The sequence below is a fragment of the Sulfobacillus thermosulfidooxidans genome, assembly GCF_001280565.1.
Classification (GTDB): domain Bacteria; phylum Bacillota; class Sulfobacillia; order Sulfobacillales; family Sulfobacillaceae; genus Sulfobacillus; species Sulfobacillus thermosulfidooxidans_A.
On the sequence record NZ_LGRO01000001.1, the window covers coordinates 1,922,468 to 1,944,476 of the forward strand.

Sequence of the window (22,009 nt, forward strand, 5' to 3'; positions counted from 1 at the left end):
CCATAATATCTTTTATTGACAACCTTGTATTAGAGCCGCAAAATGGGTTCGTAGCCTACCTATGAGGAATTGAAACTTCCACTAAAGTGCCGAGAGCCGGAGCCCATGCGCGGTTCGTAGCCTACCTATGAGGAATTGAAACAGGGTAGTCCTCAGTAACTTCGTAATAGTCACTAGTTCGTAGCCTACCTATGAGGAATTGAAACCCTATCTTATTTGAGATAGGTAAAATTTAAAAAAATTCCTGCGTTCGTAGCCTACCTATGAGGAATTGAAACTGAAACTTGTTGGTTGAAACTTGTCAGGGTGCTGAGTTCGTAGCCTACCTATGAGGAATTGAAACTCCTTCATTCTATACGCGAAAAAATGCCATGCGTATTTGTTCGTAGCCTACCTATGAGGAATTGAAACAACGCAACCACCAACCCAACAAGCGCCATGGCCCAGTTCGTAGCCTACCTATGAGGAATTGAAACATAGAAAACATTTATTCTCTAAACGAGAATTGCAAGTTCGTAGCCTACCTATGAGGAATTGAAACTCATAACCATACAGTTTAACGCGAAACTGTATGGAAGTTCGTAGCCTACCTATGAGGAATTGAAACTGCGTTCCAGGTTTCTGCGGCGGGTGATGTTTCGATGTTCGTAGCCTACCTATGAGGAATTGAAACACAGCACCTTTTGGATAGCGGTGCTGAGATTCGTTCGTTCGTAGCCTACCTATGAGGAATTGAAACATATAAATGGTAACCATCACGTCAACAGAAGGTTTAGTTCGTAGCCTACCTATGAGGAATTGAAACGGCACATAATGGGAGTGGGTACGACTATATTTATATGTTCGTAGCCTACCTATGAGGAATTGAAACCCGACGAGGAGATCCTTGCCGCGCTCGAATTTTTGACGTTCGTAGCCTACCTATGAGGAATTGAAACGCTATGGAAACTGTCCCAATTTTGTCCTGCGGAACAAGTTCGAAGCCTACCTATGAGGAATAACCTGCTCACCGTCATCCGGTAGGTTTTCATTTACCTCTCGCTTATCGAAAGCGGCAATCCGTTCTTACAGAATTAACACAACAGAAAAGACATGTAAATTATTCATCTTGAATATCACTAATTTTATAGAGAATTGCCGCTGGAACAACCTTTTCCATATGCCGACCACAATCGGCCAAAGGGGCAAATCCATAATGTTGGTAAAGCCCATGAGCATCACGCGTCACCAAATAGAAACGTCTTAATCCTTGCAAATCCGGGTGATCCATAATCGATTCTATTAGCCATTTACCCAGTCCTTGACCTCTATATGGTGCTAAAACAAACACATCACATAAATAAGCGAATGTCGCAAAATCTGAAATAACCCGTGCAAATCCCACTTGTTGACTATCCTGGTAAATACCAAAACATAAAGAATGCCGCAGGCTTTTCTCAAAAATATCCCGAGGCAATCCTACAGACCAATATGCTTCATTATGGAGATATGAAAATACGGTTTCTTTGTCCAACAAGGCTGGATCTGTTGATATGATAAAAGGATTCTTCACCCGCGCAAATACTTTCATATCGCCGTTTATACCCCTTTGTCATGGCGTGGTTTCTCTGCAGAATCTTTAAGTCTCTATGTCATTCGTCAGATCTATCCATTCTTCCTGCTTTCTTCGAACAGTACCCAGTATCCAGCACGCCACGAGAGCCTACTCTGTTCTAACTGTTCTCCAAAATGATTAGGGATGATATTTATACAATTTTTCTGGATTATTTTGTGAGAATACACAACGCCAAACTTCACATCGATTAGTATAATTTCTTACGTAGATGTTGTCTTTAATGTCATTTTAATATTACATATCGTGATATTTCTAACATTTTTCTGCCATAACTTCTTAGTTATTTGTTTTGTTTTAATCATTTTGCGTGAGATATGATACGAAACCCATAAAGCCAACGACTGATAATTGATCAACTTGTTATTTTTCAACGCCTCGTCAATCCAAACACCATGAGTGATGTATGCACCTCATCAACGTGAACAGGAGGAACTATGTGAAGCAAATCACAGATCATGTGTTCATATTTACCAGTGTGGTGCAACAACTTAATAGCGTTGTAATCATCGACGACGATTATCTTGTGATCGTGGATCCAGGATTTTTTCCTGGTGAAATCGCATCTATTCGCAACTTTTTACAACCGTATGAAAATTCGTCGCGAAGTCGCCTCCTCATTCTCACCCATTCCCATTTTGACCACATTGCCGGAGTTCCATATTTTCCGGGATATGCGGTCGTGACGTCTAGCATGTGGGACAAGAGCAATGAACAACGAGCTATCCGGCAACTTGAAAAGTTCGACACCGAATTCTATGTTGACAGGCCTTGGGAACAAGGAAAGTTTCCCGTCGTGAACACTCTCTACGCTATGCAGCACCAAGAAACACTGGGTCCGTTTCACTTCTTCCATACTCCTGGGCACACCGATGACAGCATGAGCTTTATTTATAAGAACGTTCTGTGCGTTGGCGACTATTTATCAAGCCTTGAATTCCCTTTTATTAATGCCTCAGTGTCAGATTACAACAAGACACTCCAGTTGATCACCGAATTAGTCCACGACTCGTCTATTACGACCTTATTGTCCCAACATGGACCGCCGGCTTGTACAAACGAAATCTTGACACGAATTGATTCAGCGCATGCCTATATTGACGAGTTATTCCACCTTGTCGAAACAGCTCAGCACCAAGATGACATATGGTCCGATGTGCTAGCGGAAGCAAATTCCCTGTCCTATCAAGGTCGTCCTATACCGCTAGGACTCAAATCAGCACATGAACGAAATCTCAAAACGATGTGGGCCGAATATCATCACTCTCTAAACCTGTCATCGATCCCCGAACGTTAGAAAGATGGATTGGAAAACACTGAGTAAGCCATTAAGGAGGAATTTTTATGACTCGTTCTGATCCCCACCCCTCTTCGTTACCGCGTAACGCGGTGAATTTTTGGCATGTCTTAGCACAAGGACTGATTTCAAATGGTCCCTTGGCCTCGATGGTTGCCGCTTTGACGGCCGCCGCAGGATATGCTTTAGGCGCTTTGCCGTTGGCTTATTTATTAGGTGGCCTCATGGTGTTTTTGTGGATCAATACCCCCTATCAATTTTCCAAGAAACTCGCTGGCGCCGGAGGTATGGCATATTTCGTAGGCCGGAGTATGGGAGGGCGCTGGGGCTACTTGGCCGGTGTGGCCTATGTCGTCTATTATGCTGCGCTCTTGGCTACCAATATTGTCTTTTTCTCCTTATTAGTCCAGTCGGTAGGACCTCAACTGGGTTGGAATATGCCTGCCGGCATGGCCTATGTCTTTACCATCTTGTTTGTCATACCTTCCACAGTTTTGACCTATCTCGGCGTCCGTTCATCCCTGAATTATGGCGTGATTACGGCCTTAGTGGAAATGGTCATGTTACTGATTTTAAGTGCGGTCATTATCTTTTCCCCGCACACCGTCAATACCGCAGCCGTTTATCACCCAGCTCTGGCTGCTCATGGGATTAGTGGATTAGCAGTGGGCGCCCTCGTCGCATCCTTCGGCATGTCGGGTTCCACTGCCGCCGTCTATTTGGGAGCCGAAGCGAAAACGGCTCACCGAACCATTCGAGCCGCTTTGTACTTGGCTTCGGGCCTCGTTGTCTTGATGTTTATTATTGTCTCCTATTCTCTAACGGTCGGTTGGGGTTACTTGCACATGAGCCAATTTGCGCAATCCAGCATTCCGGGGCTTCTTATCGTCCAACATTATTTAGGATTAAAAGCTGAATTACTCTTTGTCCTTTTCGTTCTGAACAGTCTTATCGGGATGAATGTCGCCAGCACAATCGTTGTGACCCGCATCACCCTGACCTTTGCCCACAGTGATTTGTGGCCCAAGTTTCTTGGCCGAATCCATCCCAAATATCAAACGCCCTATGCAGCTGTATTAACCGTAGGCGCTGTGGCCGTTCTCGCAGGACTCTTAGCCGAGAGTATTTTGGGACTCTCAAACGCCTTCTTGGTCTTAATCCTCATTGCTACGATGGGAGAGTTTCTCGGTCACGCGTTGGGCAATGTCGGTTTATTGAAATTCTATGACCGTAGTGCCCGTTATCACGTCATCGCCTTTGGCATATTGCCCGCCCTCTCTTTAGTCTTAATCGCCTTCGGTGTATTCTTTACCTTCTATCCCCCCATTGTGCCGGCCGTGTACGCTCCCATTATCATGATTGGCTCTCTTGTTCTCGCCTATTTTCACTACGGATATCATTTGCGCAAACGGAGCCAGCCTTTAAGTGAAGCCGTCTTGCTTCACTTCAGCAGTGACCATCCGGAACCAGTGCCAGATTTTGAGGAGGAAAAAATCGAAGTCGAAGCGGAATAACAGGGAGTTTCCCTGTTATTCCCTCACACATATTCTTTGCGGTGAATTGCGATTAAGGAGATAGACGCTCATGGCATTTCCACAAACAAGTTCCCCATCCACAAAAATTCAGCTATTTGGGCCTTTTCATAAAGTTTTTCGCTATACTGACGGCATTGTCCCCAATGTGGCGGCCTTAATTTATATTTTTGCGGGCTACTTTGGTGGTTGGCTCTTCCTGTTTTCACGACACGTGGGACTCTTTATTCTGGGAATTTTGCTATTGGCCCACAGCATGATTATCTCCGCATATTTCTTTCACGAGTTGGTGCATCATACCATATTTCGCTCCCAATCCACGAACGCTCGCATGATGGCGATAATCAGTTGGATTAATGGCGGCTGCTTATCCTATCTTCCCCGGGCCGAAAAGAAACATCTGGCTCACCATTTTCAAAAAGCGGACGTCATCTCCTTTGATTTTCGCGCATGGCTCCAAAAACATTTGTGGCTTGCCAAGATGGTAATGTTGTTAGAATGGGCGTATTTTCCGGCCGTCGAGATGCTCATGCGCGCGGTTATGGTCATTCAACCATTTACACAGCGCTTGCCCCACCGCTACCGTGTATTAACCACTCTCATAATCCGGGGAGGGTTGTGGTTTGGCGTTCTATGGTGGTATTGGCCCGCTGCTTTCGGTTATGTCCTCGCTACGCTCCTATTTATCACTGTGCTGCGCTTTATCGACGCATTTCAGCATACCTACGAACCCATTGTGGCGGCGCCGGGTACGCCCCCACCTGACATCCCTGCGCGCAGTAAAACCTACGAAGAAGAGAATACCTATACCAATTTGCTGTCACAAAAGTGGCCCGTTTTGAATCTGCTCGTACTAAATTTTGTTTACCATAATGTTCATCATGCCATGCCCAGTATGCCGTGGCACCGATTACGCCAATATCATGACCATCAGTATATGAAAGAGACAAAACCGTCCCAAATTCTCTCGTTCCGCCAACAGGTGATCTGGTACCACCGCTACCGCGTCGCTCGCACCGTCACCTCTGATTACGGGAATTTGGAAACCGGATTTGTGGGGGCTGTGGGTGTCTCGTTTCTCACCGTGTTATAGCTCTCTCGTCTTTGTATCCTGGATGCTTATCTCAGCATCATGCCGATGAAGGCGGTGGCAAATAGCGGCCACCGCCTTGATTGGTACAACAGGCTCCCAGGTTAAACCCCAACGGACCAGGAGAACGGCAAGCATGTGCTTCATGTGCTTTACGATTCCCTAACCTTTTACTCTCTTGGGTCCTTCCATTCTTTCCTATTTATTACCCGTCTCCAAACGTTCCCGGTAGGCTCGCCATCCCCCATACGATGAAATATCTTGGTAACCTTCGCATAGTTCTCTCACCGACAAAATTCCGCGCATAGCATGACCATCACTGAGCCAAATCGGTCCGGGATATAGCCCAAGCTTCCGCTCATTAGCCAGGATTTGCGGCCACAGGGTATCTGGAATTTCATAAATTTCGCCAGGTACCGAGTAACCCTCTTCGAAAGGTTGGGCCATCACCATGGCGGGATATTGATCATCAATGGAAAATAACCGGTAAATAGGAGCGGTTAACGCATCTGTAATATAGTCTGCTCCTTGCATCATCTCATGCATGGAGAGACCGCGCATAAGCTCTCCATTGACGAAAATTTTCATGGGGTTTTCCTCCTTCTGATCCGTTCATGTTGCGAATTTGTCGAATCTTTTCGGTCCTTTCTCGGGATTCACTCGTCACTCACTAGGTCGACCAGTAATTGACCAGGCCGCACTTGTTCTCCGGGTTTCACACAAATCGCGGCCACGACCCCACGGTTCGGGGCGACAATGGCAAATTCCATTTTCATGCTTTCCAACACGACCAGCGTCTGTCCCTCACTAACCTCTTCATCCGCCTGAACCAAGACTTTCCACACACTGCCTGGCAAGGAGCTCGTAACAGGAGTTCCCTTGATCTGATATTCTGGTTCGATGGACGGGGCTGCCGCATCTCCCGAGACATATTCGGCTAAGCCCAAGGCACCCCAACGTTCCCTTTCGGCTTGAAATGCCTGCTGTTGACAGCGTCGAAACCGATCCACACTCATCTTGATATGCTCGAGTTCGTGCAAGTATCTGCCCAAGTCAAATACCGTGTCCTGGATTTCTACCTCAAACCGTCCCCGGAGAAAATCCTGCCGCAGTTGCAGGAGTTCTTCGGCCGATACCGGATAAAATTGAATTTGATCGAAAAAGCGAAGCAACCACGGCTGGCCCGGTTGAAAACTTTGGGTGGTACGCCATTTATTCCACATTTGTACTGTCCGCCCAACAAATTGATAACCGCCAGGTCCCTCCATGCCATAGACACATAAATAGGCGCCCCCAATCCCTACCGCATTTTCGGGTGTCCATGTGCGAGCCGGGTTGTATTTGGTGGTAATCAGGCGGTGTCGGGGATCTACCGGCGTTGCCACGGGTGCTCCGAGATAAACGTCGCCCAGACCTAAAACCAGGTAGGTGGCTGAAAAGACAATGTTTTTGACATCGTCAATCGAGTCAAGACCGTTAATCCGGCGGATAAACTCCAAATTGCTCGGACACCAGGGGGCGTCTGGTCTCACATTCTGTTGGTAACGTTTTATGGCTAGTTGAGTTGCGGGATCGTCCCACGATAACGGTAAGCGAACAATGCGCGAGGGCACGGATATGGATTCCAACGGAGGCAGCTGGTCATTGACTTGACGTACACGATCCACCATTGTGCGAAGCGTGATTCGCCGGGGATCAAAATGGATATGGAGTGAACGAATCCCAGGAGTCAGATCAATGATAGGCAAATCGTTCATGTTTTGCAGCGCCGTCATTAATGCATGAACCTGAAAGCGTAATCGTAAATCTAATTCCATGGGTCCATATTCGACTAAAAGATATTGATCACCATCCGCCCGAATCGTCACCGCAAAGGGTGAAGACATCGGACGGTGGTCAAGCAACGGGTAGTTGGGAATATTGGCTAAGTGCCCTGACTCAGCAAAAAGACAGGCGGGTAACTCCCCCTTATCATCTTCTAGGAGGTGGTGAAGAAATTCTTCTTGCTGCGCCAAGCACTGTTCCGCTTCTTCTATGCTTAAGAGCCGAAAGGAGACGGTGTCACCCGGACGCAGTTGCCCTATTTTCCATAATTCCGCCGTGGCCGTCGTCACGGGACAAACAAACCCGCCAAGACTCGGACCATCAGGTCCTAAAAGAATCGGCATATCGCCAGTCAGGTCCAATGTGCCAATGGCATACGCGTTATCATGAATATTAGAGGGGTGAAGACCGGCGTCGCCGCCATCCTGGCGGGCCCACGACGGCGGCGGACCAATGAGGCGAACCCCTGTGCGGGAACTGTTGAAATGCACTTCCCATGTCGTCTGCACAAGTTGAGGCAGGTAGCTGGGCTGAAGAAACTCGGTAGAACAATGGGGGCCGGGTATGACCCCAATCATCCAATGATGGCTTATGGGGGGTTGTTTCGTAGAGGGCAGGGTGCCGCGAAAGGGCCGCGTCATAGCCGGGGAGCATATTCCAAGAACATCGCCGACTTGTAAAGCACGACCACTATGCCCGCCAAATCCTCCTAAAGTGAAGGTAGATCCGCTCCCTAAAGTTTTGGGGATATCGAATCCCCCTGCTACCGTAAGATAGGTCCGCATGCCTCTCGCCGCTTCTCCAAGCTGCAACACCTGTCCCCTTTTGGCCATAATGGGATGGTATAAGGGAATGGGCTGTCCATCAAGAACGGGATTCATGGGCGCGCCGGTGACACAAAACCAGATATCATCACGGAAGCGGTAAGTGCCGCCCCGTAAAGTCATTTCGAGCCCCAAAGCGCCCTCATCATTCCCCAACAACAAATTGCCCAAGCGAAAAGACAAGGCATCCATGGGACCACTGGGAGGGACTCCCACCTGCCAATATCCTAGACGCCCAGGCCAATCCTGAACCGTGGTTTGCAAACCGGGATCTAAGACCTCCAAAGCAGGTTCCGCCGGATTAAAATCTGCAAGAAACTGAGTAAACACATTTCCGTCAGTGACTGCAGTGTGTTCCAATAACGATCTTAAATAATGACGGTTTGTAGCGACCCCATAGAAACGCGTGTGGTCCAAGGCCATTCGCATTTTCTCAAGCGCTTCATCGCGAGTTTGGCCATGCACGATGATTTTCGCTAACATGGGATCATAATAGGGAGAAATCACTATGCCTTGGCGAACCCATGTCTCAATTCTGGCAAAATCCGGGAACGACACGGTGTCTATTAGCCCTGTGCTGGGACGAAATTGATTGCCGGGATCTTCCGCGTAAATCCGGACTTCGAGACTATGACCCATGGGTGATAAATCTGAAGAGAATCCGTCAATCACTTCCCCCGCAGCTTCTCGCACCTGCCATTCCACTAAATCGATTCCAAAAATTTCTTCCGTAATCCCGTGTTCCACTTGAAGCCGAGTATTGACTTCTAGAAAATAGAACTGGGTTGAATTCACATCGTAAATGAATTCGACTGTTCCCGCATTGCGGTACTGGACGATTTCGGCTAACCGTTTGGCTGCGCGTTCCATCTTCTCACGTATTTCAGAAGACAAGCCAGGCGCAGGACTTTCTTCGACGACTTTTTGATTGCGGCGCTGCAGTGAACAGTCTCTTTGACCTAAAGTGAGAATCTCACCTGTTGCTTGCCCAAAAATTTGCACTTCAATATGACGTGCTTGGGGAATATATTTCTCCAGAAATACCCCGCCGTTGTGAAAGTGGAGGGCCGCAACCCGGCTAATCGACTCAAATGCCCCAGTGAGTTCTTGCTGATCGTGGCAGATCTGCATGCCAATACCGCCACCTCCGGCCGTTGCCTTTAACATCACCGGATATCCAATCCCCCGTGCCACTTCAAGTGCTTGGTCCAAGTTCTCTAATAATGCTGAACCGGGCACGGTAGGAACACCAGCTTGTTCGGCAATGGCCCGCGCCGTATGTTTTTGGCCAAACATGGCGATATGTTCCGGAGAGGGTCCAATAAAAGCAATGCCCTTCTCGAGACATTGTTGGGCAAACTCGGCATTTTCGCTAAGAAATCCGTATCCGGGATGCACGGCGTCCACACCCATGGACAGGGCTGTATCCAGAATTAAGCGCGCATTTAAATAACTGTCCGGGGCCGGACCTTCGCCAATGCAAACCGCTTCATCCGCGGCATCGACGTGCAAACTGTCCTCATCAGCAGTGGTATACACGGCCACCGACAGGATGCCCATCTTTTTCAATGTCCGGGCAATACGAACGGCAATGGCCCCACGGTTGGCAATAAGCACTTTGTTAAACATACTCTCCCTCAATTCGAATTAATTTTCCCAAATCACCAAACGAATTGGCGTGGGATTATACGCGTTGCAGGGATTATTCAGCTGAGGACAATTGCTGATTAAGACGAGGGTATGTGCAAGCGACTCCAGTTCCACATAACGGCCGGGGGCCGAAATGCCATCAGCAAATTCTAATGATCCGTCTGGGGCCACGGGAACATTCATGAAAAAGTTGATATTTGGCGCTAAATCACGTTTTTGTAAGCGGTCATCATAGCGCGATAGCTGCAACATAAAGGTATCTCGACAATTATGCATCCATTCGAGCGAACGATCATAACGCACCCCATTACTTTGAGCGGAACAGGCCCCACCGATCGTATCATGACGTCCGCAGGTATCCGCCACAATTCGCATAAGCGCCTTGCCCGACTCGGCACGAAGGACTGTCCCTGTCGTCAGATACAAATTATGCTGACCGGTTATGGTAGCCACCGCGCTGTAATGATCTTCAAGATTGTCGGCATCATAAAACAAGGTATCGACTGCTTGGTTTCCTTCCAAATCGATAATCCGTAAGACTTGCCCTGGCTGCAATTCGTAGGTCCATCCTTCTCCTGAAGGCAATAACCGGTCATAAATGGCGTCTTCCACTTTACGGGGACTTTCAATCAAAGACATCTCGCTCATCCTTTCCTCTTCGCAGACTTTTTTATCTAGGAATTGCGTAGAGCATAATACTCCCAAGTATTTTCAAAAGCTCTTTGGTTTTCCGGACAATGCGTGACACAAATGTCATCCGGTTCTATAGGATTTGCTGGGAAAATGTCGAGTTGAATAGAGGTCGATGGGTAGATGGACCGGGGATCGAGAGGATTGGGCGTATTGGATAAAATGAGCAGTAAGTCCATATCGGTCCGTAAAGTCACTTGGCCCCCTTGGGGACAATGGTTCTCATGAAATATCAACTGGCCATCATCATCCACCGAAACTTTGGCAAAAAGATTGACAGGTGGCACCAAGTCCCGTAATGTCAAACCATTTCGCACCAGTTCAACAGCAAAATTCTCTTGACCGCTGCGAAGCCAGTCATTACGTTGGTCTTGATAACGAGTAACACCATATTTCTGGTCGATATCCTGGCGCGAGGTATACCCACTAATCGTATCATGCCATCCTAGGCTATCAGCCACGATACTCGCCATCACCCGCCCATTATCACTCATAAGCACGTTTCCCATTGTCAAAAATGCGGTATGTTGAGCTTTTAATGTGTCTGGCATGTTGTAGCGTTCACAAGGATTCCAGGCATTATAGAGCAGCATCGAGAGATTAGCGCCAGGCTCCAGTGCGGTAAAGCGTAACAACCTGCCGCGCCCCACAATTCCCGACCATTTGCCCCCGGGTCGCAAGGTTTTACTCCAAATGATTTGCATTGCTAGATACCTCCTGTGGTAAGATAATGGCCTTTTACAAAAAAGCCTGGGAGACTCCCAAGACCGCTGTCTTGATGAAATCTCCCAGGCTTTTATCCTTCCGTGTAGCTCAACATCGAGCCGTTTGCTCTTGGACCTGTCCTAGTATTCCTAGCGGAACCCTAGCAAACCTTTGATGAAATTTGTGGTTATGGTAGCATGCCCCTCATCCATTGTCAAAATGTTTCCGCAATCTTTGGGTGGATGAACAAAAATCATGACAGGTTTTTTTGGCCAGTTATCACGAATGACTATTATCACGGGAAATCGAATAACCTCAAGCCGTGTTGGTCACCCGTTGTGTGGAAAATGGCATCCCGGGACAGTATCTTCCCGGCCTTGCAAGCATTACTTCGGAGTGGAATAATTGTGCGGGTAATTCACGGGTTACGACACCGATATCGATAGCGAAAACCACTGACTTTACAACACACTTTTTTCTAAACGGAAATTTGACTCCTGTCGAATCTAATTCAAGGCGATAGAAAAACCGTCCCGAAACAATGTGTGCGCCCTCCAACACCCGGTCGCTGTCGACAACAGCATAACAACCCATTCTCAACGACAGAGCTTTCTACCAGGAGCGACACACAGTGCAAGCCGAATAATGCCGTGAAATCATATCAACCTGCAGCAAGTATATTTCCGTGGACCTTATACCAGGGGAATTGAACACATCCTACCCTTGGCGAAACAACCGCCCCGTCAAAGCCGCGGCCACAGTATTCAATAGCACAATGGCAAAGAAGAGATAGAGTAAAGCCGAAAATATATCACCATAGTTTACTAGCCAACCAACATGGATAGCTGTTGCGATAGACCGTGAATCCAGTACATAAGCGCTGACCGGAAAAACAAAAGCCCACCATGACAATGTAAAAGGCAATTTTTTCTGTATCCATACCCGAAACGCCATGACAAATCCCAACAAGAAACTCCAGCCTGCTAGACCCCACAAGGCTACTGCAAGAAACACGGCAAACGATGAACCCGGCAATTCTTTCACAAGCGTGCTGTCACGAGCAACTCCCAAGATACTTAAACTTAATACAGCAGCAGCCCCGAGTAATAGCCACGACGTCGGGGTCCCTGGGGCAGGAGGTGCAGGCGCACTAAAATAACGTCCCAATAGATATGCCGCGAAGAATATAAAGAGAAATAACCCCATTCCCACAAACGCCATATCTGTGACATTGACAAACCTCGTCCACAGAGGATACAAGTGCCACTGCATGGCGACAATAATGTTCCCCAATAACGGAAACAGCGCCGTCGATACGGAACCTAAAAGCCAGGCAAAACTTACCTGAGCAGTATTATGTGCAGTCTGCCGCATCTGCGCCTCCGTGATGACGATGCTAATGAAAAGTCCCAGAGAAATACTCAGCAGCCAAAAGATATTCATAATCCGGTTAATGGCCAACTGTCCGACGGCCCCACTCATTAATGACCAATTCATCCCCATAATTGTCATGGCAATGGGGATTAAAGCAAAAAAATGTCCCATCACCGGATGCATCATTTCTTGCCACATTTTGCTTGGGGTGACCAGCCAGCGAATAAGCCAGATCACGATTAGAAAAGCAAAGATTCCGGTATTAATCCACACGCCACCACTAATCCATTGCCCACTCGAACCCGTAACACCCCACAACTGTGCACTCACGTTCAAAACACCCCCGAAGCCCATCACAATAACAAACCAATTCGAGTTGAACGTCGAAAGGCTCCAAGTAGAGGGTGTTAAGGCCTTATTAGAAATGTTTTCCATTTTGTAAACTCCTTCTCACACATGCTAGACGCATTGTACCCTGAAAGCGTTTGGTGCACTCCTCATAGAAGGTTTTGGACAGATGAGACAGCCTCCATATTGTCACTGATTCCCATGCCCTCACCTTAAGCTTAGGACTTTACTATAATTCTTACTAATAGATTGATCAATCTATTTCTGGCAAAATTCTCCCTGCCCGTCCACTGCAGGAAATTTGGTTACAGGGAAGCCACATGCACCAACTGTCCCACCAAAGCCGTAATAAGCATCGCTGCTCCTCCCCCTAAAAATAGCCGCAATGCTGGTCTCAAAGGCGGCGTGCCCGACAGCCGCGCACTGAAAATCCCCGACCCTATTAACCCGATTAAGGTCACCGCGACAATCAAAATCACTCGGCTAGATGCCGATGTTCCCAGCATTCCCAAAAAAGGAACGAGTCCGCCCACAAAGAAACTGGTTGCCGATGCAATCCCGGCTTGTAAAGGATGCGCCGCGGTATCAGGCCGCTGCCCAATTTCATCACGCAAATGGGCTTCTAAGGGACCTGCTGCATGAAGGGCCACTGCCACTTGTTCGGCCAGTTCCCGGGATAAACCGCGTGATTGATATATAGCCGTCAATTCGCGCAACTCGCCTTCAGGATCTTCTTCTTGTTCTTCTTCTTCCCGGCGCCTGTCGGCCAATTCCACATCACGTTGGGAACTCACCGACACATATTCGCCGGCCGCCATGGACATCGCACCCGCCACTAATCCGGCAAGTCCTGCCGTCATAATCGCTCCCGGACCCGCGCCACTCGCTGCGACTCCCATCATCAAACTTGATACCGAGACCAATCCATCGTCCGCGCCCAAGACGGCTGCACGTAGCCATCCGGCTCGCCCAGCCAAATGTTCCTCTTTACGTTTCTTGCTGGCTTTTTGATGCATTCGCTGACTAATGGTAGACCCTCCTAATCGGTTTCGTTTCTTTAGTGTGAACACCCCTAATCAAAGCTACTCGCGAGTTCAAATGATTAACGTGTTTTAGCCTGTGACGCACAAGATTTGTTTTAGTTTGACCACCAGTTCAATTAAATCGGATACGGCCGCCATTACCGCATCCACATCTTTGTAAGCAGCAGGGATTTCATCAAGGACCGCCTCGTCTTTTCGGCTCTCGACGCCACTAGTTTGAGCAATCCAATCGTCGATGGTACATTGTTTTTTCGCCTGGTTGCGATTCATACGTCGTCTTGCTCCATGGGAACAAGAATAATAGGATTTGGGATGATCTTTGCTGCGCACGATGTAGCTCGCTGGGCCATACTACCGGGAATAATGCCGGCCTCCCCATTTTTGGCTGATACCACGCCTTTATGGGTTAACCCGTAGGCGTAATTTAACATTACGCATGAACCGCTCATTCCAAGCATTTCAATAGAAAAACCGTTGGGGTAACATTTAACCTCTTTCACAGCATGCCTTGAAATTTCCGCATCTCCTGTTCATGATAGCATGTTCTCAACCAATAATTGGTAAGAAAATCCCGGCGGTTAAATCGGAAAGACAATGGTGCGGTTCCCGTATACCAACACTCGATCCGACACATGCCATTTCACAGCACGAGCCAAAACAATCCGCTCGACCTGGCGGCCAATGCGTTTAAAGTCATCGAGCTGATGACGGTGATCGACCCGGTGCACATCTTGCTCAATAATTGGTCCGGCATCGAGTTCTGCTGTGACATAGTGAGCAGTCGCCCCAATTAACTTCACTCCACGCTGATAGGCTTGATGATAAGGTTTGGGACCCACAAAAGCTGGCAAAAACGAATGATGGATATTAATAATCCGCGCTGGATAGTGCGAGACAAATTCTGGAGTCAAGATCTGCATATATCGGGCTAAAACCAGCGTGTCAATACGGTAATCACGGACGAGCTGATGCACTTTTTCCTCACTTTGCGCTTTCTGGCCAGGATCGACCGGAATATGATAAAAAGGAATTCGAAAATGCTCAGCAAGTTCTCGCAAGTCCCCATGATTACTAATTATGACCCGAATTTCAGCACGAATATCGCCCTGTTCCGTTTGCCACAGCAATTCATTCAAACAGTGATCTTCACGCGATACCAATACTGCCAGATGATGTGCCCGGTCTCTTTCTGTAAGTCGCCACTGCATATGATATTCAATAGCTAAACGGTCAAATTCCTTTCCGAGAACCTCATGACCCTTCTCACCATTCGCCATCAGGTCAAACTCTGCCCGCATAAAAAATAATCCGTCAGGTCCTTCAGAATACTGGTCAAAAGATGTAATGTTGCACCCATTACGGGCTAATACATGGGAAATGGCCGCAATAATGCCGGGTTGATCAGGACAAGCCACCAATAAACGATAACCTTTCACACTTTTCCTCCTTGAAACATACAGTATGCAATAAGGACTGTGGTCTTACCGAATTCTCAGTCCCTGCCTCGAAAAACTCCGATGATTATGTAGTCCCGATAGATCCTTATAGAGTGATACAAAGTTCGAAAAAGACACGCCTGCCGCTCTTAACCCACAATGCAGATATGACGAGTCGGTCATGCGCAAGAGACATTCTGAAATCCTTGATAGAAGATCATACCAAGATTCATGATGTGCTCTATCATATCATTAATTTAATAATCAGAAGATGACGTCCTTCTCCCAATCACCTAAGATGCGCAAACATTGCCATCTCAACCCATGGCGAAATATCAAGAGCACTGTGGGGTCATGATCCTCAAAATCCACACAATCGATGTCGACCTCTCACGTTGGCGACTTCTACATCGTCTCGCTCTCATATTCTTGTCCTTAAAGCCGTAGTGAGGATGACATAAGGGCCTTTGTCGTTGAAGTATTTGTCTAGCGTCTATCCATCTATGAACGGGGAAGAATCTCAATATCCCCCGTGTAAATAGATAATTGATAGCGACGATCGTAGCGAGGATCCTTGTTTTGTTCATCGATTGTGAGCACACTTCCTGCTAACGTCATCGGCGCAATCTGTGCATTACGGCGGGTAATGGCAGCGGAGAGACCATCAACCAATTGAAAAATGCGCAACATGGGTTTCAGCGCCGAGGGAAAATCCCCAGGCAAATCGGATTCACGGGTATGATGATAGCGAACAATCCATTCGACATCAGACGAAACATGATAATCCTTGCGAGCCCAGTCGGCACTCCGACCCGCATGAAGAAATCCTGGCTCAAAAGCGTCTTGAGGGACAAAGATTTGGCCAACTTGCAACCTGGGTTGGGCTTTGCCCACATCGTGGAAGATAAAGGCTTGCACCAGCGTATCCTTATCAATCCCGACTAATTGAAATACGCCTATAGTTTTGAGCTCAGCCATAATCCGCAGACCATTAATCACGTGCCTATAGGTTCCATCGGGAATAACCTGGGTCACGCGGGCCTTCTTCGTGTTAGGATCATAGACATCTTGATATTCGGGTGAGGATTTCAATTTTGCTTCCACCTTGCTATTAGGTAAGGTTAAGGCAAAAGCCATTTCCAATTCTTGTTGTTGATGTTGAGCCACCGCTTCCGCATGCTTTTGGGCCGTAATATCCATAAACGTCACTAAAATCGCTTGCAATGCGCCTTCCGCGTTGTGAATGGTTCCAAACTTAAATAAGACATCGCGGCCATTAGGCAAGCGCAATTGGCGTTCTCCACGCGTCGCCGCCCCCATCAACGCTAAAGGAATGGCACTGATTTTCAAATAATCGGTGACATGGGAAAACATATATTGCGCCAGTTCTTCATAGGGCTTTCCAACCACAGTAGCCGGGTCCACCTCTAAAATTTCAGCCCCTGCCGGATTTAGTATGCGGGTCATCCCATGATGGTCCACAACGATCAGCCCTGTATACATAGCATCGAACACTTGCTGCTGAAATTGTTCGAGAGACCGAGGGTGCCAGTCTTCATGGGTGGTGCCGTGAGCAAAGATATTCCATTCCCGAGGGACAACACCGACAAGTCGCCCCTTATCGACCACGGGAATCGAAGACCAATCCGGATGATTGTCAAATAAAGGACCTAAGAAATCAGTCGGATCATCCGGGCTTACCACCGTCGTCTCGGAGAGTGGGACCATAATCTCCTCTAATGTTTCGCCCGTTACGTTTTGAATATCTTGAAGACGGATAAACCCCACCAAAGTTCCTTCAGAGGTGGTAACATAAAGCATCTTGTGCGGACTGGTTTTGATGAGCCATTGCGTCACTAAAACGGGATCGGTCGGCTGACCGCTCAAATAATCCCGGTCCATGATAAATCTAATTTTCATGCCCTTATCCCCCTTCACACACTCTATGGGATATGAATATTATGGTAGACATAAAATGGTTCCATAGGAAATATTTAGCCCGTTTTCACCCAGGTATCTGAAGCCATAGGATTATTGATGATGATATTGATATCTTCTTGAGTCCAAAAAGGTCTAAATATGTCAGATGAGTATGAATCGGAATGATGACAACTAACACCCGCTAGACTCTGTCTTTTTCTCAACACCAAAATTAAGGCGAATCGGGTTCTAATAATCACACATCGCGGACCCGTGTGACCTCATATTTGCTACAGACTTCTTGGCTAGGGGTGTCGACGCAGAGTGCTGTTTGAATGCCCGCAATCGAGCTTTCGGATTTGATGGCGTTTAAGATAAGCAACGCGTGTTATCTGGATAAAACGCTGGCGCATTTGCTTTTGAATCACGACGTCCTAAGGACCCCGGCACCATCATTGCATGGAGTTGCTAGCCCGCGCTGCCGACTTCCAAGAAATGGCCGGGAGATGACGGCTTTAATGAACATACACGAGCGGAGCGTGCGCGCGATGACCTTTACCTGCAGATGAGATTTTCGCGAGCAGCGGCTCTACTCCATATACCGAATTGTCCACTAAAAACATGTGCACGGGTGAATCCAGGATAATGACCGAAATATCCATAGTTTCCAACTAAAAAATCCCTTCGCTGGATGCTGTAGGATTCAGGATAGAAGAAATTGCGTCGAATTCTTCCCCTCTCATTGGTGAGCGACCATGGCTTGTTAATCGCCAAAACATCATACCCTGACACAACATAAGCGGGACCAGTTGCCCCAGCTGTGACCAGTAGCCTACACAAACCTGCGAGGTGGCCTTGAGCTTGATTCAAACTGCCGGGTCTACTCCACTCTTTATTTAAACAATTGCGGCACCGTGATATGCCCAATACCTTAAGGGGGACTCATGTCGTGCCGCGTTGCGCACGTCAAAGCCCTGTCTTCATCCTCTTCAACCTGCAAACGATCCGTCTGCAAGATGGAGTTTTTGACTGACTGTTACCTTAAAACAACAAATAGATGCTAATGACCAAACTAAAAAAAACCATAATAATGCCCAAAACCATTGGCGTGTGGGCCCCAATAAGATTAAGACCCTTGTGGAACCCGTCAAAAATGCGGCGGTAGCGAACAATAGCCACCCCTTGCACCATCACCGCGAAGAACGACAAGGTCGCCCCTAAATAGGGACCAATGCGAATATGCCGGGGTAAATACGCGCGGAATTGTGGCGCCACTAAATATTCCAACAGGCCGAATTTGGTAATCACAAACCCAAAAGTGACAAGCGCTATGCCTGTACGAATCCAGGATAATAACGTGCGTTCATTCGCTTGCAGGACACGGGGATCCGTATACATCGCAATTTTTTGCGCCTGATCTTCGCTGTGTAGCGCCATTCCTATCTTCCTCCAACATCACTATGTTATCTATCCTCGAATTTGCACTAAGACAGAAGATAAATCGCTAGTAATACAACCCAAACCAGTATAATGGACCCAAAAAAGGTTGGAGCCTTAGAACCTCGACCATCTTCGGCCCGGTGCCACCGTGTCATATTGCGGTAATAGCGCACTAATGCCACGACCTCAAGAAACGTTGCCATTAATGACAACATCCCGCCCACCATATGGCCGAAACGGACCATGGGTAACAATTGAATCTGATGGCCAGGATCCAGCACTTTATCGATAACAGCAGCTTTACTCAATAAAAATGCAAATCCCATGAGATACAAAGCCATGCGCATCCAACTTAATAAACTGCGCTCATTAGCTAATAAAACCCGGGGATCTGTGTAATATAACCGGCGGTCATCTTGAGTCAACGCTCACAATTCTCCTTAACCAACCTTATCGATGCAAGAATAGATGCAAGAATCTTCCCTGATTGTACGCGACAACAAGATTTTCGCATAGATTCGCGCAATTCCATTTGCTTATACCCGATAATCCCGAAAGGATAACAAGGATTTTAAACAAATCCTTGTTAGAGGAATGATCATAAGAAATCGTCCCCCAGCCATTTGCGGACGATTTGATCTCAAAAGTAAGAATATCATGGGAAACCATCTCTCCAAGAACTTCGTGGGTTCATCTCAACTCATCGTAATTTTCTCCCGGATGAATCCAAAATGCGCACGATATTGTCGCATTCATTTCCAAACTAAATGTTGTCGGTTCCGGCGATCGCCCAATGAGAATATATTTCACTCACTGTTCCAAACAGGCATTCGCGTGGTGTCTATCGCACCTGAATCCAGCGTTCCCATCACCTATAGAGGGATATGGATACAGTAGACGAATTTCTCGTAGAAGGGCACCACCATATCCCTGAAGTTAATCAGTCATTTAAGTCCAAGCTTATTCTGCTCATTTTCGCAGTGCCATTCGATTTGCTTCGACATGTGCTAAATGATTAAAAACCATTAATAACGCACCGTTCATCCCTATCTCATAAGCCCCGGCTTTAAATTTCCCCTCAATGCCTAAAGGCAAGGTACGCGAAGGAAGGCCGAAGTCTCCCATGGATTATCGGTCCCTTAGCTATTTGCATCATTTATCTGGCATCAAATCGTCAAAATGAGGTTGCCAGGAGGCAACGTCACGAGATGGCAAAGGATAACTAATCGCATATCCCTGCCACGCTGTCACTCCCCAGCGTGCTAGAGCATTGCGCTGTTCCAAATTCTCCACCCCTTCAGCGACGGTCGGCACATTCAAAGTCTTAGCAAATGCCAGGATGGCTTGAAGCAGGCGGCGCCCCGGTTCAGTCGACCAATTTGCTACAAACTGAATATCAATTTTGATTTGACGGATAGGTAACTCACGGAGATGAACCAGCGAACTAAAGCCGGTGCCGAAATCATCCAAGGCAAAATGATAGCCTCGTTGATCAAGTTCAGCTACCGTTTGTTTGATGGGATCCATATCGACCAGTAACGCGGACTCCAAAATTTCAAAGGTAAGTGCATGAGGTTTGACGGATGGCCATTGACGATGGTATGACTCCAGTAACGCCAAAAGATTGGGATCACGCAAATCCATATAACTCAAGTTGACGGCCACATGTCCTTTCCAGCCGTGTTGGTGCCACTCGCTCATATCCTGAAAAACGAGGCGCATAACCCGGTCATCCAGTTGTCGTAGCAAATGATGTTGGGCAATAGCCGGCAAAAAATCTTTAGGAGCATATAGCACACCATCTGCGCCTTCGATACGCACTAAAGCTTCCCATTCCCATATCGTGCGGGATTTCGCCTTAATAATCGGTTGATAGAAAACACGCACCCTATCTTGTCGTAAGGCCTCATCCACGAAAGCAATCCCATCGGCCGCTTTAGATCGCTCCGGATGAATAGGATTGAGCAACCATGATTGCCTTGCACGCTTCGCCGCATAGAGTGCTTGATCCGCCACCTGCAACAGGGTATCGACATCCTGCCCGTCTTGGGGATAATGAGCCCATCCAAAACTAGCCGAGACGCTCAAGGGATGCCCAGGTATTACAGCAATAGGTACCGTCAAGGCATCCCGCAATTGTGCGACCAGTTCACTGACAGAAACCCTCTGGTCTCGGCACACGATGAGGAATTCATCACCGCCCCATCGTCCAATCCAATCGGACTCATGAAGACGCCAGCGCCAGCGCCGTGCCACCATTTGCAGAACCTTGTCCCCAGTCCCATGCCCATATTGATCGTTAATCGGCTTAAACCCATTGAGATCAGCAAAAATGACCGTAAAAGGTTTGCCTTCGCTCATCCAATCCTGAATACGCTCTTCCGTAAAATCGCGATTGGGTAACTGCGTCAATCCATCATGCCGAGATGTAAAGGCCACCTGCGTTGCAGTCATCACAAACATTTCGATGACCATGCGTCGGAATATGGCATCATCTTGTTCGGACCATGTCGTATACGTGCTGCCTTGCCTGGATGCATTTAAGATTTCACTCATTAACAAGGCATAGGCCGCTTGAAACTGGGGCCCATAAATGCCCCGGGCCAGATGTCTTAGGCTCACGGTTTCGGCATAGGTGATGGCCTTGAGATCATGAGGATCGTCACGTAAACGTTCTAAATGTTCCCCCAATAGAACTTGCATCCGGTCATAGGTTGTCCGCTCCCGGATTAACCGGTCGAGTTCAGGGATTTGCTGAATTCGGGCATAGAACCGCTCAACCGCCTCCTGAGCAATTGTCTCCCACGGTAAGGCACTAAATACCTGCTGATAACGTGGGTTCCAGCCGAGCAGGTCAGCAAATACCCGTACATCATCAACCACCCCAAACAATTGTGGATCCCAGCGCAGGGGATATTCATGATTGGCATTGTGATCATCCCAAGCATCCTTGATTGACCATCCTTGTCCCATCTCATTGGCATCCTTTCCTTCGACATCCCCGTCACATCGATTTGATGGCAATTCCTCTGGCGTCTAGCCCCCTGTGAAATAGATGTTAATAAATGTAGGCAAATTGATGACAATTCGGTAGGGCCATATGGCCTGTCCCTGTGGACTATTTGTTGGATTTTGACGAATGCTGTCAGGATAAATGAGTTTGAACTATGGTGAAATTCGGTAAGGCCAGCTCATGCAGAGGTTGTAAATAATAAAAAGCGTCC

The 22,009-nt window shown here is 47.6% G+C and carries 18 protein-coding genes, 1 CRISPR repeat array and 1 riboswitch; of the genes, 4 read left to right on the plus strand and 14 right to left on the minus strand.

Annotation, left to right across the window (positions count from 1 at the left end; all coding sequences use genetic code 11):
• Positions 1–46 precede the first annotated feature (46 nt).
• A CRISPR array of direct repeats spans positions 47–938; the repeat unit is 30 nt; unit sequence GTTCGTAGCCTACCTATGAGGAATTGAAAC.
• 161 nt (positions 939–1,099) lie between these two features.
• Positions 1,100–1,570, minus strand: coding sequence for a GNAT family N-acetyltransferase (locus AOA63_RS09525; protein WP_053959481.1), 471 nt, complete (start codon positions 1,568–1,570; stop codon positions 1,100–1,102).
• A gap of 481 nt (positions 1,571–2,051) precedes the next feature.
• Here AOA63_RS09525 and AOA63_RS09530 point away from each other — a divergent pair, with 481 nt between their 5' ends.
• From AOA63_RS09530 to AOA63_RS09540, 3 genes are all read left to right on the plus strand, one after another.
• Positions 2,052–2,909, plus strand: coding sequence for an MBL fold metallo-hydrolase (locus AOA63_RS09530; RefSeq protein ID WP_053959482.1), 858 nt, complete (start codon positions 2,052–2,054; stop codon positions 2,907–2,909).
• 47 nt (positions 2,910–2,956) lie between these two features.
• On the plus strand, positions 2,957–4,423 hold the full coding sequence (locus tag AOA63_RS09535; RefSeq protein ID WP_053959483.1) for an APC family permease: 1,467 nt from the start codon (positions 2,957–2,959) through the stop codon (positions 4,421–4,423).
• A 70-nt stretch (positions 4,424–4,493) separates the two neighbouring features.
• Complete coding sequence (locus AOA63_RS09540) at positions 4,494–5,534, plus strand: fatty acid desaturase (protein WP_053959484.1); 1,041 nt, start codon at positions 4,494–4,496, stop codon at positions 5,532–5,534.
• A 195-nt stretch (positions 5,535–5,729) separates the two neighbouring features.
• Here the strand turns inward: AOA63_RS09540 and AOA63_RS09545 are convergent, their stop codons facing one another.
• The 7 genes from AOA63_RS09545 to AOA63_RS18935 form a co-directional block, all read right to left on the minus strand.
• A complete protein-coding gene (locus AOA63_RS09545) occupies positions 5,730–6,119 on the minus strand; it encodes a gamma-glutamylcyclotransferase family protein (protein WP_053959485.1) in 390 nt (129 codons plus the stop codon).
• Positions 6,120–6,187: 68 nt separating this feature from the next.
• Positions 6,188–9,808: an urea carboxylase gene (gene uca, locus AOA63_RS09550; RefSeq protein ID WP_053959486.1), complete on the minus strand. Its 3,621-nt coding sequence runs from the start codon at positions 9,806–9,808 to the stop codon at positions 6,188–6,190.
• A gap of 18 nt (positions 9,809–9,826) precedes the next feature.
• Positions 9,827–10,468, minus strand: a complete 642-nt coding sequence (locus AOA63_RS09555; RefSeq protein ID WP_139061550.1) for an urea amidolyase associated protein UAAP2 — start codon at positions 10,466–10,468, stop codon at positions 9,827–9,829.
• A 35-nt stretch (positions 10,469–10,503) separates the two neighbouring features.
• The gene (locus AOA63_RS09560) at positions 10,504–11,223 is read right to left on the minus strand and encodes an urea amidolyase associated protein UAAP1 (RefSeq protein WP_053959488.1); all 720 of its coding nucleotides are present in this window, start codon (positions 11,221–11,223) and stop codon (positions 10,504–10,506) included.
• A gap of 79 nt (positions 11,224–11,302) precedes the next feature.
• Positions 11,303–11,399: riboswitch (guanidine-I (ykkC/yxkD leader) on the minus strand.
• A gap of 542 nt (positions 11,400–11,941) precedes the next feature.
• The gene (locus tag AOA63_RS09565) at positions 11,942–13,033 is read right to left on the minus strand and encodes a hypothetical protein (RefSeq protein WP_053959489.1); all 1,092 of its coding nucleotides are present in this window, start codon (positions 13,031–13,033) and stop codon (positions 11,942–11,944) included.
• 218 nt (positions 13,034–13,251) lie between these two features.
• A complete protein-coding gene (locus AOA63_RS09570) occupies positions 13,252–13,962 on the minus strand; it encodes a VIT1/CCC1 transporter family protein (RefSeq protein ID WP_053959490.1) in 711 nt (236 codons plus the stop codon).
• Positions 13,963–14,058: 96 nt separating this feature from the next.
• The gene (locus AOA63_RS18935) at positions 14,059–14,319 is read right to left on the minus strand and encodes an RtcB family protein (RefSeq protein ID WP_197648385.1); all 261 of its coding nucleotides are present in this window, start codon (positions 14,317–14,319) and stop codon (positions 14,059–14,061) included.
• On the opposite strand from AOA63_RS18935, the gene AOA63_RS20365 reads away from it, so the two are divergent.
• On the plus strand, positions 14,275–14,406 hold the full coding sequence (locus AOA63_RS20365) for a hypothetical protein (RefSeq protein WP_278277074.1): 132 nt from the start codon (positions 14,275–14,277) through the stop codon (positions 14,404–14,406). The two genes, AOA63_RS18935 and AOA63_RS20365, sit on opposite strands and share 45 nt — an antisense overlap.
• Before the next feature lie 161 nt (positions 14,407–14,567).
• Here AOA63_RS20365 and purU read toward each other — a convergent pair whose 3' ends face one another.
• The 6 genes from purU to AOA63_RS09605 all read right to left on the minus strand — a co-directional run bounded on the left by purU (position 14,568) and on the right by AOA63_RS09605 (position 21,758).
• Positions 14,568–15,425, minus strand: coding sequence for a formyltetrahydrofolate deformylase (gene purU / locus AOA63_RS09585; protein WP_082343874.1), 858 nt, complete (start codon positions 15,423–15,425; stop codon positions 14,568–14,570).
• A gap of 501 nt (positions 15,426–15,926) precedes the next feature.
• A complete protein-coding gene (locus AOA63_RS18940; RefSeq protein ID WP_242848309.1) occupies positions 15,927–17,345 on the minus strand; it encodes a CBS domain-containing protein in 1,419 nt (472 codons plus the stop codon).
• A 1,041-nt stretch (positions 17,346–18,386) separates the two neighbouring features.
• Positions 18,387–18,782, minus strand: a complete 396-nt coding sequence (locus AOA63_RS09595; protein ID WP_053959494.1) for a YidH family protein — start codon at positions 18,780–18,782, stop codon at positions 18,387–18,389.
• Positions 18,783–18,829: 47 nt separating this feature from the next.
• Positions 18,830–19,210, minus strand: a complete 381-nt coding sequence (locus AOA63_RS09600; RefSeq protein WP_053959495.1) for a YidH family protein — start codon at positions 19,208–19,210, stop codon at positions 18,830–18,832.
• A 544-nt stretch (positions 19,211–19,754) separates the two neighbouring features.
• Positions 19,755–19,910 (minus strand): hypothetical protein, encoded by a 156-nt coding sequence (locus AOA63_RS20040; RefSeq protein WP_206742824.1) that lies wholly within the window; start codon positions 19,908–19,910, stop codon positions 19,755–19,757.
• Between the two features lie 27 nt (positions 19,911–19,937).
• Positions 19,938–21,758, minus strand: a complete 1,821-nt coding sequence (locus AOA63_RS09605) for a putative bifunctional diguanylate cyclase/phosphodiesterase (protein ID WP_053959496.1) — start codon at positions 21,756–21,758, stop codon at positions 19,938–19,940.
• Positions 21,759–22,009 lie beyond the last annotated feature (251 nt).

What these genes read in the sequence shown, in the direction of transcription:
- AOA63_RS09525 (WP_053959481.1), bottom strand. Translation starts at nt 1,570, where the DNA reads ATGAAAGTATTTGCGCGGGTGAAGAATCCTTTTATCATATCAACAGAT.
- AOA63_RS09535 (WP_053959483.1), top strand. Translation starts at nt 2,957, where the DNA reads ATGACTCGTTCTGATCCCCACCCCTCTTCGTTACCGCGTAACGCGGTG.
- AOA63_RS09540 (WP_053959484.1), top strand. Translation starts at nt 4,494, where the DNA reads ATGGCATTTCCACAAACAAGTTCCCCATCCACAAAAATTCAGCTATTT.
- AOA63_RS09545 (WP_053959485.1), bottom strand. Translation starts at nt 6,119, where the DNA reads ATGAAAATTTTCGTCAATGGAGAGCTTATGCGCGGTCTCTCCATGCAT.
- uca (WP_053959486.1), bottom strand. Translation starts at nt 9,808, where the DNA reads ATGTTTAACAAAGTGCTTATTGCCAACCGTGGGGCCATTGCCGTTCGT.
- AOA63_RS09555 (WP_139061550.1), bottom strand. Translation starts at nt 10,468, where the DNA reads ATGTCTTTGATTGAAAGTCCCCGTAAAGTGGAAGACGCCATTTATGAC.
- AOA63_RS09560 (WP_053959488.1), bottom strand. Translation starts at nt 11,223, where the DNA reads ATGCAAATCATTTGGAGTAAAACCTTGCGACCCGGGGGCAAATGGTCG.
- AOA63_RS09565 (WP_053959489.1), bottom strand. Translation starts at nt 13,033, where the DNA reads ATGGAAAACATTTCTAATAAGGCCTTAACACCCTCTACTTGGAGCCTT.
- AOA63_RS09570 (WP_053959490.1), bottom strand. Translation starts at nt 13,962, where the DNA reads ATGCATCAAAAAGCCAGCAAGAAACGTAAAGAGGAACATTTGGCTGGG.
- AOA63_RS20365 (WP_278277074.1), top strand. Translation starts at nt 14,275, where the DNA reads ATGGGAACAAGAATAATAGGATTTGGGATGATCTTTGCTGCGCACGAT.
- AOA63_RS18940 (WP_242848309.1), bottom strand. Translation starts at nt 17,345, where the DNA reads ATGAAAATTAGATTTATCATGGACCGGGATTATTTGAGCGGTCAGCCG.
- AOA63_RS09595 (WP_053959494.1), bottom strand. Translation starts at nt 18,782, where the DNA reads ATGGCGCTACACAGCGAAGATCAGGCGCAAAAAATTGCGATGTATACG.
- AOA63_RS20040 (WP_206742824.1), bottom strand. Translation starts at nt 19,910, where the DNA reads ATGGGAGACTTCGGCCTTCCTTCGCGTACCTTGCCTTTAGGCATTGAG.
- AOA63_RS09605 (WP_053959496.1), bottom strand. Translation starts at nt 21,758, where the DNA reads ATGGGACAAGGATGGTCAATCAAGGATGCTTGGGATGATCACAATGCC.